Source organism: Streptomyces sp. NPDC048297 (assembly GCF_043201585.1).
In the GTDB taxonomy this organism is placed as follows: Bacteria; Actinomycetota; Actinomycetes; order Streptomycetales; family Streptomycetaceae; genus Streptomyces.
Genome location: NZ_JBICZA010000052.1, coordinates 1 through 13,717, shown reverse-complemented (window position 1 = coordinate 13,717; position 13,717 = coordinate 1). Strand labels below are relative to the sequence as shown.

Genomic DNA, 13,717 nt, shown 5'->3' with positions numbered 1-13,717 from the left:
CGGGACGGACGGGAAGGAGCGGAAGGACGTACCGCGCGCGCCTCTCACGCGGACCGTGTCCGGTCCGCCGCCCGCCCCGCGTTCCCCGTCAAGCATGCCAGTACGTACGGCCGTTCCGGGAAACACGGGCAGGCGCACAGCGCGGCAGGCGGGGCAATGCGCCGGAGCACATCACCCACACGGGTGAAGGAGGCTCGGGGGCGGACGCGCGGCTCCCGGGACCGTACCGCGAGGTCAGCGGCTCACCGGGCGCGCGCCCACGCGCTCACCCGGTCCCCGTACACCGCGGCGGCCACCACCGCGACGGCGTGCGCGAGCAGTCCCGCGCGCTGGTTGCACGCCACCACCGCACCGCCGAGCGCCGCCCCGAGGGCGTGCGCCCCCGCGTCACCCAACATCGCGCGCTCCCCGAGGTCGTCCGGGAGCACGGCCGCGGCACCACCCGCCGCGACGGCGGCCAGCGCGCCGCCCGCACCCGTCCGCGCCATCCCCGGCGCCCCGAGCGCGAGCACCGCGACGGCCGCGCGTCCGGGCCGTACGTCGACGAGGTTCACGAAGTGCGCGGCCCCGGCGATCACGACCCCCGCCGGCAGCCGGTCGAGCGGACGCTCCTTCAGCAGCACGCCGGCCACCAGCCCGGCGGCCGAGATCCCGAACAACTTGACGGCACCGCTGGTCACTTCACCCTGCCGCAGCGCACCAAGATGCGCCCGGAAGCCGCGCCGCGGGTCACCCGCCCCGGCGACGTCGTCGTACGCCCCGCAGACCCCGGCCGCAAGCACGGCGAGCCCGGCCGAGGGACGCACCCGGGCGGCGGCGAGGGCCGTGGCGACGGCGGTGGCGGGCCCGGCGTACAGCTCGACGCTCCGGCCGGCGTAGTTCTTCCGCCGCCAGCGATCGCTCCCGCCGAGCGCGGCCACGCGCAGCGCCGCGCTCGCCCCACGGCTCAGCACGGCCGCCGAGAGGAAGGCCGCACACCGGCCGGGTCGCGTACTCATCCGGCCACTGTAGAAGGGGGTTGACGGTGATACGCGGAAGGGGGTCGGCGATGACCTGTGGGAGGGGGTTGCCGATGACGCACGGGAGGAGGTTGCCGATGACCTGCGGAAAGGGGTCAGCGACGACCTGCGGAAGCCGGCTGCCGATGACGCGCGGAAGGGAGTCGACGATGGCGCGCGGGAGGGAGTCGACGGTGACGCGCGGAAAGCGGGCGGCGACGACCTGCGGAAGGCGGTCGGCGATGACGTGCGGAAGCCGGCTGCCGATGACGCACGGAAGGGGGTCGTCAATGGCGTGCGGAAAGGGGCCGGCGATGGCGTGCGGAAGGGAGTTGCCGATGACGTGCGGAAGGGCGTCGACGGTGACGCGCGGAAAGCGGGCGGCGGCGACGGCGTGGCCGGTACGGATCGTGCCCGGCCCCGCCGCCCCGCCCGCCCCGCCGCCCTGCCCGCTTCCTAGCCCTCGGCCCGTGCCGTGGCCAGCAGTTCCTCCGCGTGTGCGCGGGCCGTCTCGGAGTCCTCCTGGCCGGCCAGCATGCGGGACAGCTCGCGGACGCGGTCCTCGCCCTCCAGCACCTTCACGCCGGAGCGGGTGACCGAGCCGTCGTTGGTCTTCTCGACCAGCAGCTGACGGTCGGCGAAGGCGGCGACCTGCGGGAGGTGGGTGACGACGACGACCTGCGCGGTCCTGGCGAGCTTCGCCAGGCGCCGCCCGATCTCGACCGCGGCCTTGCCGCCGACACCGGCGTCGACCTCGTCGAAGAGGTACGTCGGCACGGGGTCCGTGCCCGCGAACACGACCTCCACGGCGAGCATCACGCGGGACAGCTCACCGCCGGACGCGCCCTTGGCGATCGGCCGCGGCGGCGCCCCCGGGTGCGGGGCGAGCAGCAGCTCGACCTCGTCCGCGCCGGACGGGCCGTACGCGACCGTGCGCCCGCCGACCTCGACGCCCTCGGGGTCCTCGGTCTGCCGGATGTCGAAGGACACGCGCGCGTGGGGCATCGCCAGCGAGGCCAGCTCGGCGGTCACGGCGGCGGCGAACCGCTCGGCGGCCTCCGCGCGCGCGTCCGTCAACGCCTGTGCCAGGGCGCCCAGTCCGGTGCGCAGCGCGTCCCGCTCGGCGGTGAGTTCACCGATCCGCTCGTCGTCGCCGTCCAGCTCGGTCAGCCGCGCGGCGCTCTGCTCGGCCCAGACGAGGACGGCGCCGACGTCCTGGCCGTACTTGCGGGTGAGGGCGGTGAGCGCGGCCCGGCGCTCCTCCACGGCGGCCAGCCGCAGCGGGTCGGCGTCCAGGTCGTCGGCGTACCCGGCCAGCTCCCCGGCCACGTCGCCGAGCAGGATGCCGACCTCGCCGATCCGCTCGGCGAGGGAGGCGAGCGCCGGGTCGTGGGACCGGACGGCCTCCAGCGCGCGGTGCGCGCCCGCGACGAGCGCCTGGGCGTCGATCCCCTCGGGGTCCTCGGGATTGCCCGCGAGAGCGGCGTGTGCGGCGGTCGCGGCGGACGACAGCGCCTCGGCGTGCCCGAGCCGCTCCGCCTCCTCGGCCAGCTCCACGTCCTCACCGGGGCGCGGCTCGACGGCGGAGATCTCCTCGATCCCGTACCGGAGCATGTCGGCTTCCTGGGCGCGCTCACGCGCGCGCGTGACGATCTCCTCCAGTTCGGTGGAGACGGCCCGCAGCCGCCGGTAGGCCTCGCCGTACTTGTCCAGCGGCACCGTGACCGCGTTCCCGGCGTACCGGTCGAGCGCCTGCCGCTGCCGGGACAGCTTCAGCAGCCCCTGCTGGTCGGTCTGGCCGTGCACGGCCACCAGCTCGTCGGCCAGCTCGGCGAGCACGCCCACGGGCACGCTGCGCCCGCCCAGGTGCGCCCGCGAGCGCCCCTCGGCCGAAACGGTACGGCTGATCAGCAGGGCCCCGTCGTCCAGCTCGGCCCCGGCCTCCTCGGCGCGTACGGCGACGGAGGCGCCCACGGGCACGGTGACCCGTCCCTCCACGACCGCCCTGTCGGCGCCGATCCGCACGAGCGCCGGGTCCGCGCGCCCGCCGAGCAGCAACCCCAGGCTGGTGACCACCATGGTCTTGCCCGCACCCGTCTCACCGGTGACCGCGGTGAACCCCGGCGACAACTCGACGACAGCGTCGTCGATGACCCCGAGTGACCGTATCCGCATCTCCTCCAACACGGAACAGACCATACGAGGTCCGGGCGGAAGAGTGCACACAGGCTGCCCATGTCACTCCGAGGGGTGGTCCGGCTTCAGGGGCGCGGGGAACCACTCGACCAGCCACAACGCTCCCACGGCCGCCGACGCTCCTCACGCGCCCCCCGCCTTCCGCTAGTGCGCCCCCCGCCACCCATGTGTGGGCAACGCGAACTTCGCCACCAGCCGATCGGTGAACGACGCGTGATGCAGCCGGGCCAGCCGCACCGGCACGGCCCCCCGCCGCACCTCCACCCGCGCCCCCGGCGGCAACTCGACGGTCCGCCGCCCGTCGCACCACAGCACACCCGGCGGGATGTGCGGCAGAACCTCCACGGCGAGCACGGAATCCGGCGAGGTCACGAGCGGCTTCGCGAACAGCGCGTGCGCGCTGATCGGCACCATCAGCAGCGCCTCCACCTCGGGCCACACCACCGGGCCCCCGGCGGAGAACGCGTACGCCGTCGAGCCGGTCGGCGTCGACAGCACGATCCCGTCGCACCCGAAAGCGGTGACCGGCCGCCCGTCGATCTCCAGCACGACCTCGAGCATCTTCTCGGCGCCGGCCTTCTGCACGGCCGCCTCGTTCAGCGCCCAGTCCGTGTGCACGATGTCCCCGTTGCGGTGCACCACCACGTCGATGGTCATCCGCTCCTCGACCTCGTACGAGCGGGCTACCACCCGGTCGACGACCCGGTCGAGGTCGTCCCGCTCGGCCTCCGCGAGGAATCCGACGCGCCCGAGGTTGACGCCGAGCATCGGCACCCCGGAGGCCCGCGCGAACTCGGCGCCGCGCAGCAGCGTGCCGTCGCCGCCGAGGACGATCAGCAGCTCACAGCCGTCCAGGCACTGCGGTGTCGCCTCCTTGACGAGGGCCACCTCGTCGGGCAGCGGCAGGTCGCGCGCCTCCTCCTCCAGCACCCGCACCCCGATGCCCTGCCCCAGCAGTCCCTTGACCACCAGTTCCGCACTGCGGATCGCCGCGGGCCGCCCGGTGTGGGCGAGCAGGAAAACAGTACGCGCTCGGTCTTGTGTCAACGCGGCCCCTCCGCCACTGCTCGGTCGACATCGGCCGGGTCCAGGGCGGGCGCCCCGGCACGCAGCCACAGAAAGTACTCGACGTTCCCGGACGGTCCGGGCAGCGGGCTCGCGGTGACCGCCCGCACGCCGAGCCCCAGCTCCCAGGCCTTCTCGGCCACCCCCCGCACGGCCTCGGCCCGCAGCTGCGGGCTTCGTACGACGCCCCCGCTGCCGAGCCGTTCCTTGCCCACCTCAAACTGCGGCTTGACCATCATCACCAGGTCGGCGTCCGGCTTCACGCACCGCTTCAGGGCGGGCAGCACCAGCCCGAGCGGGATGAAGGACAGATCGCCCACGACAAGATCCACCGGCTCCCCGTCGATCGCTTCGAGCGTCAACTCACGTACGTTCGTACGGTCCTTGACGGTGACGCGTTCATCGCTCTGCAGAGACCAGGCGAGCTGTCCGTAGCCGACGTCCACGGCGACCACGTGCGCGGCGCCCGCGCGCAGCAGGACATCGGTGAAGCCACCGGTGGAGGCTCCGGCGTCCAGCGCGCGCCGGCCCCCGACGACGAGCCCCTGCGGTACGAACGCCTCCAGCGCGCCGGCGAGCTTGTGGCCGCCCCGGGAGACGTAGTCCGGATCGCTGTCGTCGGTCTCGACGACGATCGCCGCGGCGGTCTCCACCTGTGTGGCCGGCTTGGTCGCCACGGTCCTGCCGACGGTGACCCGCCCGGCGGCGATCAGCTGGCTGGCGTGCTCGCGCGAGCGCGCGAGCTTCCGGCGGACCAGCTCCGCGTCCAGACGACGGCGTGCGACTCCTGCCACGTTCGGTTCAGCTCCTGCTCTGGTGGTACGAGGGTGGGTTGTACGACGGTGGGTGGTACGAGGGTGAGGGGGCCGGCGGCCCCGGGCGGGCGTCGAGCGCGGTGAGCGCGTCGCGCAACCCCTCGTGTACATCCTCGTACACCTCGAGATGTCCGTCGGTGGCGAGGTGGTCGGCGTCGGCCAGCCGCTCCAGCCGGGCGTCGACCTCGGCGTTGCCGGTGGGGGCGCGGGGGACGCCCAGGGGGGCGGGGTCGGCGGGGGCGGCGGGGGCGTCCTCGGGCCCGGCGCCCGTCCCGGGCTCCGCTTCCACCTGCGCCTCGGCCTGCGCTTCGGCTTGCGCTTCGGCTCGCGTTTCGGCCTCTGCCCCGGCCACGGCCTCTGACACGGACTCGCTCATGCCCAGACGCTACCTCGAACGGCTGCGGTACCGTCGTCCGCGATGGCCACGATCGAGGAGTGCCGCGCCGCACTGGGAAAGCTTTCGGACAACATGCAGGGCGCCGAGGGCGACGTCGGCGAGGCCGCCGCCCTGGACCGCTCGGTGAGCTGTCACATCACCGACCTGGACGTGACCTTCGCCGGCCGGATGACCGGGGGCCGGCTGGAGGTGGACGAGACGTATCCGGGGCCGCCGCGGGAGAAGGCCCGGATCCGGCTCGCCATGTCCGGCGACGACCTGGTGGCCCTGGTGGGCGGAGGGCTGAACTTCGCGACCGCCTGGGGCTCGGGACGGGTCAGGCTGGAGGCGAGCCTGCTGGACCTGTTCCGGCTGCGGAAGCTGCTCTGACACCCCGCCCGGTCGCCCTCGGGGTTCGCGCCGCTCAGGATGGCGCCGGGGCCTTCGCCGCCCTGGCCCGCCGTGCGGCCGGCACCACCAGTGGGGTTCCCGTCTCGGGGTCCTCGATGATCTGGCAGCGCAGCCCGAAGACCTCCTCGACCAGCCCGGCCGTGACGATGTCGGCCGGGGCGCCCTCCGCGATGACCTGGCCGCCGCGCAGGGCGATGAGGTGGGTGGCGTAGCGGGCGGCGTGGTTGAGGTCGTGCAGGACGGCGACGAGGGTGCGGCCCTGGGTCTCGTGCAGTTCGGCGCACAGGTCGAGGACGTCGATCTGGTGCTGGATGTCCAGATAGGTGGTCGGCTCGTCCAGGAGCAGCAGCGGGGTCTGCTGGGCGAGGGCCATGGCGATCCACACGCGCTGGCGCTGGCCGCCGGACAGCTCGTCCACGTAGCGGTCCGCGAGTTCGGCGACCCCGGTGTGCGCCATGGACTCCTGGACGACCCGCTCGTCCTCGGCGGACCACTGCCGCAGCAGCCCCTGGTGCGGGTAGCGGCCACGGCCCACGAGGTCGGCGACCGTGATGCCCTCGGGCGCGATGGACGACTGCGGGAGCAGGCCGAGGGTCCGGGCGACCTTCTTGGCGGGCATCGACTGGATGACCTGCCCGTCCAGCAGCACCCGGCCCTGGCTGGGCCTGAGCATCCGCGACAGCCCGCGCAGGAGCGTCGACTTGCCGCACGCGTTCGGGCCGACGATCACCGTGAAGGACCGGTCCGGGATCTGGACCGACAGCTGTTCGGCGATGACGCGCTGGTCGTAGGCGAGGGTGACGTTCTCGGCGGACAGGCGGTTCACGGTGCTCCTCGTGCTGTCTGACTCGGTGCTGTCTGACTCGGTGACGGCGCTCATATCCGGCCCGCCCTGCGCTCGGTGACGAGCAGCCAGAGCAGGTAGCCGCCGCCCAGGACTCCGGTGACCACGCCGACGGGCAGCCGTCCCGCGCCGAAGGCCCGCTGCGAGGCCCAGTCGGCGCTGACCAGGAGGGCGGCGCCCATGCACAGGGAGGGCAGCAGGTTCGGACCCGGGGAACGGGTCAGGCGACGGGCCAGCTGGGGTGCGGTGAGGGCCACGAACCCGACGGGGCCGGCCGCGGCGGTGGCGGTCGCGGTGAGCAGGACGGCGGTCACCATCAGCAGGGCCCGTACGCGTTCGACGCGCACGCCGAGGGCGTTCGAGACGTCGTCGCCCATCCCCATCGTCCTGAGGCCGCGCGCGTTGACGAGCGCGAGCGGTACGAGCACGGCGCACACCCCGAGCAGCGGCCCGACCTGGTCCCAGTCGCGGCCGTCGAGGGAGCCCGTCATCCAGACGACGGCACGGGCCGCGTCGACGATGTCGGACACGGTGAGCAGATAGCCGTTGACCGCCGTGAGGATCGCGGAGACGCCGATTCCGACCAGGACCAGCCGGTATCCGTGCACGCCCCGCTTCCAGGCGAGCAGATAGATGGCGAACCCGGTCACCAGACCGCCCACGAGCGCGCCCGCGGTGACCTGGGTGGCGCTCCCGGAGAACAGCACGATCATCACGAGCGCCCCGGCGGTCGCCCCCTGCCCGAGGCCCAGCACGTCGGGGCTGCCCAGCGGGTTGCGGGTCACGGCCTGGAACAGCGCCCCGCCGAGCCCGAGGGACCCGCCGACCAGCAGCCCGACCAGGACCCTCGGCAGCCGCAGCTCCCTGACCACGAACTCCTGGCCGGCGCTGCCGTCGCCGAGCAGCGCCTTCACGACGTCGCCCGCGGGGATCGGGAAGTCGCCGGTGCCGATCAGTACGACGCTCGCGGCGAGCGCGGTGAGGAGCAGCAGGACGACGACGGTGACGGCACGGACGTCCAGCCGCAGCGAGAGCCCGCCCGGCGTCCTGATGACATGGTTGGCCTTCTTGACTCGGTTGGCCTTCATGACTCGGTCGGTCTTCACAGCTGGGCCGTCCTGCGCCGTCGCACGAGAAGGATGAAGACCGGCCCGCCGATGAGGGCGGTGACGATGCCGACCTGGAGTTCCGAGGGGCGGGCCACCACCCGGCCGATGACGTCGGCGCCGAGCAGCAGCACGGGCGACAGGACCGTCGCGTACGGCAGGATCCAGCGCAGGTCGGGGCCGGTGAAGGACCTCACGGCATGCGGGACCATCAGCCCGACGAACGCGATCGGCCCGCACGCGGCGGTCGCCGCCCCGCACAGCACGGTCGCGGCGAGCATGGACAGCGCCCGCGTGCGGTTCAGGTGGGCGCCGAGGGCGGTGGCGGTGTCGTCGCCCATGGCCACGGCGTTGAGCGGCCGGGCGAGCCCCAGGGCGAGCAGCGTGCCCACCGCGAGGAACGGCAGCACCTGCACGATGGTCGCGTTGTCGGCCGAGGCCAGCGAACCCACCGTCCAGAAGCGCATCTTGCCCAGCGCCGCGTCGTCCATGATCATCACGGCCTGGAGATAGCCGTACAGGGCCGCGCTGATGGCCGTTCCGGCGAGCGCGAGCCGCACCGGCGTGGCGCCCCGGCTGCCGCCGAGGAACCAGACCAGCGCACCGACCGCCGCCGCACCGGCGAAGGCGAACCACACATATCCGGTCAGGCTGGTGACGCCGAAGAAGGTGATGGCGGTGACGACGGCGGCGGAGGCACCCGCGTTGATGCCGAGCAGGCCGGGGTCGGCCAGCGGATTGCGGGTGAGCGCCTGGAGCACGGCCCCGGCCAGCCCGAGCGCGGCACCGGCCAGCAGCCCGAGGACCGTGCGCGAGATCCGCGCGTCCACGACGACGTCGCCGTACGTCCCCGTGTCCTGGAACAGGCCGTGCCAGACCTGGTCCGGCGTCAGCGCTTTCGCCCCGATCGCGATGCTCACGAGGGCCACGAGCGCCAGGACCACGAGGGACAGGAGGAGCCCAAGGGGGCGTACCGCACGGCGGGTTGGGGGCGCGGGGGCGGTTTCCGCGCGCTGTTCGGGAGGACTGTCAACCAACACGAGGTTAGGTTAGCCTACCCTCGCTAACCATCTCGATGCGGGCCGGGAAGTCCCCGAAGTTCCCGTGCGTCACAGACCCAGTCTGGCCAGCGCCTTGCCCCCGTCCAGCGCGCAAACCCCTTCCCCGGCCGCCGTCCAGGCCGCCGCGCACAGTGCCCGCAGCCCGTCGAGCGCCTCGCCGTCCCCCTCCAGCTCCAGGCGGTCGGCACCGGCCGTCGCCGTCCAGCCTCCGCAGCGGAAGCCGGCCTCCGTCCCCGCGACCTCCGGCTGGCCGGTGAGCAGCCCGCGCAGGTCGGCGTCCACATACGTCGGCCGGTGCTGCGGCGGCGCGGCCAGCAGCTGGGCACCGTCGGTGACACCGGTCAGCACGAGCAGCGAGTCCACACCGCCGTTGAACGCGCCCTCGATGTCCGTGTCCAGCCGGTCCCCGACGACCAGTGGCCGCTTCGCCCCGGTGCGCAGGACGGTCTCCCGGTGCATGGGAGGCAGCGGCTTGCCCGCCACCTGCGGCTCCGCGCCCGTCGCGATCCGTACGACCTCCACCGCGGCGCCGTTGCCCGGCGCGATGCCCCGGTCGCCCGGAATCGTCAGGTCGGTGTTCGACGCGAACCACGGCACACCCCGGGCCACCGCGTACGACGCCTCCGCGAACCGCCCCCAGGCGAGATCCGGCCCGCCGTACCCCTGCGCGACCGCCACGGGATCGTCGTCCGCCGACTCCACCGGCGTCAGCCCGCGCTCGCGCAGCGCCACGCGCAGCCCCTCACCGCCGATCACCAGCACCTTCGCCCCGGCCGGCACCTGCTCGCTGATCAGCCGCGCGACCGCCTGCGCCGAGGTGATGACGTCGTCCGCCCCCGTCGGTATCCCCAGCTCCGTGAGGTGCCCTGCCACGGCGTCCGGCGTACGCAGCGCGTTGTTCGTGACGTAGGCCAGGTGCATCCCGCCCACACGCGCCCGCGCCAGCGAGTCGACGGCGTGCGCGATCGCGCTCCCGCCCGCGTACACCACCCCGTCCAGATCGAGCAGCGCCGTGTCGTACGCCTCGCTCAGGGGCTGGCCCACGCCCTCGGGCCTCGTCCTGACGCTCTGGCTCATTCCCCATCGCTCCTCGTTCGACCGTCTTTCCCCGATCATCCCCCACCCCACTGACACACGTACGATGCCGGGATGAACACTGCAGGTCACTCGGAAGCAACGGCGCGCCGAGGCCTGGAACTCACCCCGTTCCGCGGCCTTCGGTACGACCCCGACCGGGTCGGCAGCCTGGCCTCCGTCACCTCCCCGCCGTACGACGTCGTCGTACGCCCCGACGGGCTGTACCACCTCCAGTCGGCCGATCCGCACAACATCGTCCGGCTGATCCTTCCCCAGGCCGACAACCCGAGCGCCCGCAACGAACAGGCCGCGCAGACCCTGCGCCGCTGGCTCGCCGAGGGCATCCTGACCGCCGACCCGGACCCCGCCCTGTACGTGTACGAGCAGCGCGACGGCAACGGGATGCTCCAGCGCGGTGTCATCGGCGCCCTGCGCGTGTCCGACCCCGCCGAGGGCGTCGTCCTCCCGCACGAGGACGTCATGCCGCCCGTGGTCGCCGACCGCGCCGGCCTGATGCGCGCCACCCGCGCCAACCTGGAGCCGTTGCTGCTCACCTACCACGGCAACGGCGGTGCGGCCGAGGTCGTCGAGCGCACGGTGCAGCAGCCGCCGCTGCTCGCCACGACCACCGAGGACGGCTTCCTCCACAGCCTCTGGGCGATCACCGACCCGGCCGACACGGCCCGCGTCCAGGCCGACCTGTCCCACCACCAGGCCCTCATCGCCGACGGCCACCACCGCTGGGCCACCTACCGCAGGCTGCGCGCCGAACACCCCTCCCCCAGCCCCTGGGACCACGGCCTGGTCCTCCTGGTCGACACCGCCCGCTATCCCCTGCGCGTCCGCGCCATCCACCGTCTCCTGCACCGGCTGCCGGTCACGGACGCGCTGGCGGCCCTGGACGGCCTGTTCCGGGTACGGCACCTCGCGGACGTGCCGCTGGCCGGGGCTCTGGAGGCGCTGGCGGACGCGTCCTGCGCGGGCAACGCCTTCCTGCTGGCCGGCGACGGCGCCTTCCACCTGATCGACCGCCCGGACCCGGACCTGCTCGCCCGGACGATCCCGGCCGACCGGCCGGCCGCCTGGCGTTCCCTGGACGCCACCGTCCTGCACACCACGCTCCTCGACCACGTCTGGCGCATCCCCGAGGACTCCCCCGCCCACATCGCCTACATCCACGACACGGCGGCCACGGTCGCCAAGGCGGAACGCGACGGCGGAACGGCCGTCCTGATGCACCCCGTGCGCGAGGACGTCGTCCGCGATCTTGCCCGCCAGGGCGTCACGATGCCCCGCAAGTCGACGTCGTTCGGCCCCAAGCCGGCGTCGGGGCTGGTGCTGCGGGCCCTGGAGATGTGACGCCCATATACGACGCTCGTATACGACAAAAGGGCGGGACCGTTTCGGTCCCGCCCTTTGTCACGTGCTCACGTGCTCACGTCCTCACGTCCTCACCCGTTCGGGTCAGTCGGTCAGTCCTCGTCGTCCGTCGCGGTGACGTCCGCGGACTCGGCGCTCTTCACGCCCTTGCCCTTGTCGTCACTGTCGTCGTCACTGTCGCCGTCGTCGTCCCGGCCGCTCCGGGCCTCGGTACCGGACTCGGCCTGGCTGTCGCTGTCGTTCTCGCTGTCGCTCTCGTCGAGAGCGTCGACGAACTCGACGCCGTCCAGCTCGGCCAGTCGGTCGGAGGCGTCCGTGCTGCCGTCCCGGTCCGCCTCGACGGCCTTAGCGAACCACTCCCGCGCCTCGCCCTCCCGGCCGGCGGCCAGCAGGGCGTCCGCGTAGGCGTAGCGCAGCCGCGCGGTCCACGGCTGGACCGAGTTGGACGCCAGCTCGGGGCTCTGCAGGGTCACGATGGCCGCGTCCAGCTGCCCCATGTCACGCCGGGCACCCGCCGCGACGAGCCGCATCTCGACCTGACCGGCCTTGTCCAGCTTCTGCACCTCCGGAGCGCCGGCCATCTCCAGCGCCTTCTCCGGGCGGCCGAGCCCACGCTCGCAGTCGGCCATCACCGGCCACAGCTCCACGCTGCCCGACATACGCCGCGCGGCCCGGAACTCGGCGAGCGCCTCGCTGTACTTCTGGCTGGCGTACGCGGCGAACCCGGCGGCCTCACGAACAGCGGCCACGCGGGACGCCAGGCGCAGGGCCACCTTGGAGTAGCCGTAGGCCCCCTCGGGGTCCTCGTCGATGAGCCGCGCGACCATCACCAGGTTCTTGGCGACGTCCTCCGCGAGCGTCTTGGGCAGGCTCTGCAGCTCCTGCCGGACGTCCTTGTCGATCTCGTCGCCGGTGACGTCCTCCGGGATCGGCAGCCGCTTGATCGGCTCACGGTCGCGGTCGCGGTCGTCCCGGCCGCGGAAGCCACCATCACGCCGGTCGTCCCGGCCCCGGAAGCCGCCGCCCGTCGGCCGGCCGCCACGGTCGTCCCGACGGGGGCCACGGGCACCTCGGTCGTCCCGGCCACGGAAGCCACCACGGCTGTCGTCGCGCCGCTCGTCACGGCGGTCATCGCGGCGGAAGGCGGGGCGGTCGCCACCGCGGTCGTCGCGACGGAACCCGCCGCGGTCGTCACGACGGTCGCCACCGCGATCGTCACGGCGGTCATCGCGACGGAAGCCACCACGGTCGCCGCGGTCGTCCTCACGGCGGAACCCGCCACGGTCATCACGGCGGTCGTCGCGGCGGAAGGCGGGGCGCTCACCGCCACGGTCGTCACGCCGGAAGGCAGGGCGGTCGCCACCGCGGTCGTCGCGACGGAACCCGCCACGGTCGCCACCGCGGTCGTCACGACGCGGCCCACGGTCGCGGTCGTCACGCTGGAACCCAGGACGCGAACCCCGGTCGCCGTAGCCGCCACGGCTGTCCTCGCGACGGTCGTCACGGCGCCCGTAGCCGCCACCGCGATTGTCGTCGCGGCGGTCATCGCGGCGGAAGGCGGGGCGGTCGCCACCGCGGTCGTCACGACGGAACCCGCCGCGGTCGTCACGACGGTCGCCACCGCGATCGTCACGGCGGTCATCGCGACGGAAGCCACCACGGTCGCCGCGGTCGTCCTCACGGCGGAACCCGCCGCGGTCGTCACGGCGGTCGTCGCGGCGGAAGGCGGGGCGCTCACCGCCACGGTCGTCACGCCGGAAGGCAGGGCGCTCACCACCGCGGTCGTCACGACGCGGCCCACGGTCGCGGTCGTCACGCTGGAACCCAGGACGCGAACCCCGGTCGTCACGTCGCCCATAGCTACCGCCGCGATTGTCGTCGCGCCGGTCATCGCGGCGGAAGGCGGGGCGGTCGCCACCTCGGTCGTCACGGCGGAACCCGCCGCGGTCGTCACGACGGTCGCCACCTCGGTCGTCACGTCGGTCATCGCGACGGAAGCCACCACGGTCGCCGCGGTCGCTCCGGTCGCCGGAGCCGCCACCGCGGTTGTCGTCACGCCGGCCGTAACCGCCGCGATCGCCACGGTCGTTGTCCCGCCGGAAGCCGCCACGGTCCCCGCGGTAGCCGCCACGATCACCGCGGTCACCACTGTCCCGTCGCCGCTGGTCGCGCTCCGGTCGGTCGTCGGGAGAGTTGGTGGACATGGTGACTCCTGTCTTAGGTACCGCAAGCATTGTAAAAACAAAAGGACCCCTGGTCCCAGCTGAACGCTGGGACCAGGGGTCCTCCAAAGATTGTTCGGCGGCGTCCTACTCTCCCACAGGGTCCCCCCTGCAGTACCATCGGCGCTGTGAGGCTTAGCTTCCGGGTTCGGAATGTAACCGGGCG

Annotated in this window: 13 protein-coding genes and 1 rRNA gene; 2 read left to right on the top strand and 12 right to left on the bottom strand. The window is 73.5% G+C overall.

Annotation, left to right across the window (positions count from 1 at the left end):
* Positions 1 to 242: 242 nt before the first annotated feature.
* The 5 genes from ACGFYV_RS34955 to ACGFYV_RS34935 form a co-directional block, all read right to left on the bottom strand.
* A complete protein-coding gene (locus ACGFYV_RS34955) occupies positions 243 to 998 on the bottom strand; it encodes a hypothetical protein (RefSeq protein WP_393882562.1) in 756 nt (251 codons plus the stop codon).
* A 456-nt stretch (positions 999 to 1,454) separates the two neighbouring features.
* The gene (gene recN / locus ACGFYV_RS34950; protein WP_393882561.1) at positions 1,455 to 3,197 is read right to left on the bottom strand and encodes a DNA repair protein RecN; all 1,743 of its coding nucleotides are present in this window, start codon (positions 3,195 to 3,197) and stop codon (positions 1,455 to 1,457) included.
* Positions 3,198 to 3,338: 141 nt separating this feature from the next.
* Positions 3,339 to 4,241, bottom strand: a complete 903-nt coding sequence (locus ACGFYV_RS34945; RefSeq protein WP_393882560.1) for an NAD kinase — start codon at positions 4,239 to 4,241, stop codon at positions 3,339 to 3,341.
* Positions 4,238 to 5,053 carry a TlyA family RNA methyltransferase gene (locus ACGFYV_RS34940; RefSeq protein ID WP_393882559.1) on the bottom strand — a complete coding sequence of 272 codons (816 nt, stop codon included), beginning with the start codon at positions 5,051 to 5,053 and terminating at the stop codon, positions 4,238 to 4,240. The genes ACGFYV_RS34945 and ACGFYV_RS34940 overlap by 4 nt, the downstream gene beginning before the upstream one ends.
* A gap of 7 nt (positions 5,054 to 5,060) precedes the next feature.
* Positions 5,061 to 5,450: a hypothetical protein gene (locus ACGFYV_RS34935; protein WP_393882558.1), complete on the bottom strand. Its 390-nt coding sequence runs from the start codon at positions 5,448 to 5,450 to the stop codon at positions 5,061 to 5,063.
* 42 nt (positions 5,451 to 5,492) lie between these two features.
* Here ACGFYV_RS34935 and ACGFYV_RS34930 point away from each other — a divergent pair, with 42 nt between their 5' ends.
* Entirely contained in the window at positions 5,493 to 5,840 is a 348-nt protein-coding gene (locus ACGFYV_RS34930; RefSeq protein WP_393882557.1) for a sterol-binding protein, read from the top strand.
* A 34-nt stretch (positions 5,841 to 5,874) separates the two neighbouring features.
* Here ACGFYV_RS34930 and ACGFYV_RS34925 read toward each other — a convergent pair whose 3' ends face one another.
* The 4 genes from ACGFYV_RS34925 to ACGFYV_RS34910 all read right to left on the bottom strand — a co-directional run bounded on the left by ACGFYV_RS34925 (position 5,875) and on the right by ACGFYV_RS34910 (position 9,949).
* Complete coding sequence (locus ACGFYV_RS34925) at positions 5,875 to 6,741, bottom strand: ABC transporter ATP-binding protein (protein WP_393882556.1); 867 nt, start codon at positions 6,739 to 6,741, stop codon at positions 5,875 to 5,877.
* Positions 6,738 to 7,793, bottom strand: coding sequence for a FecCD family ABC transporter permease (locus ACGFYV_RS34920; protein WP_393882555.1), 1,056 nt, complete (start codon positions 7,791 to 7,793; stop codon positions 6,738 to 6,740). The genes ACGFYV_RS34925 and ACGFYV_RS34920 overlap by 4 nt, the downstream gene beginning before the upstream one ends.
* A 14-nt stretch (positions 7,794 to 7,807) precedes the next feature.
* A complete protein-coding gene (locus tag ACGFYV_RS34915) occupies positions 7,808 to 8,851 on the bottom strand; it encodes a FecCD family ABC transporter permease (protein WP_393882554.1) in 1,044 nt (347 codons plus the stop codon).
* Between the two features lie 69 nt (positions 8,852 to 8,920).
* Positions 8,921 to 9,949, bottom strand: coding sequence for an HAD hydrolase-like protein (locus tag ACGFYV_RS34910; protein ID WP_393882553.1), 1,029 nt, complete (start codon positions 9,947 to 9,949; stop codon positions 8,921 to 8,923).
* 72 nt (positions 9,950 to 10,021) lie between these two features.
* Here ACGFYV_RS34910 and ACGFYV_RS34905 point away from each other — a divergent pair, with 72 nt between their 5' ends.
* The gene (locus ACGFYV_RS34905; protein ID WP_393882552.1) at positions 10,022 to 11,308 is read left to right on the top strand and encodes a DUF1015 domain-containing protein; all 1,287 of its coding nucleotides are present in this window, start codon (positions 10,022 to 10,024) and stop codon (positions 11,306 to 11,308) included.
* A gap of 113 nt (positions 11,309 to 11,421) precedes the next feature.
* On the opposite strand, the gene ACGFYV_RS34900 is transcribed toward ACGFYV_RS34905, so the two are convergent.
* The 3 genes from ACGFYV_RS34900 to rrf form a co-directional block, all read right to left on the bottom strand.
* On the bottom strand, positions 11,422 to 12,264 hold the full coding sequence (locus ACGFYV_RS34900) for a hypothetical protein (RefSeq protein ID WP_393882590.1): 843 nt from the start codon (positions 12,262 to 12,264) through the stop codon (positions 11,422 to 11,424).
* Entirely contained in the window at positions 12,156 to 13,475 is a 1,320-nt protein-coding gene (locus tag ACGFYV_RS34895) for a hypothetical protein (protein WP_393882589.1), read from the bottom strand. The genes ACGFYV_RS34900 and ACGFYV_RS34895 overlap by 109 nt, the downstream gene beginning before the upstream one ends.
* A gap of 150 nt (positions 13,476 to 13,625) precedes the next feature.
* Positions 13,626 to 13,717 (bottom strand): 5S ribosomal RNA (rrf, locus tag ACGFYV_RS34890); the annotation flags it as partial.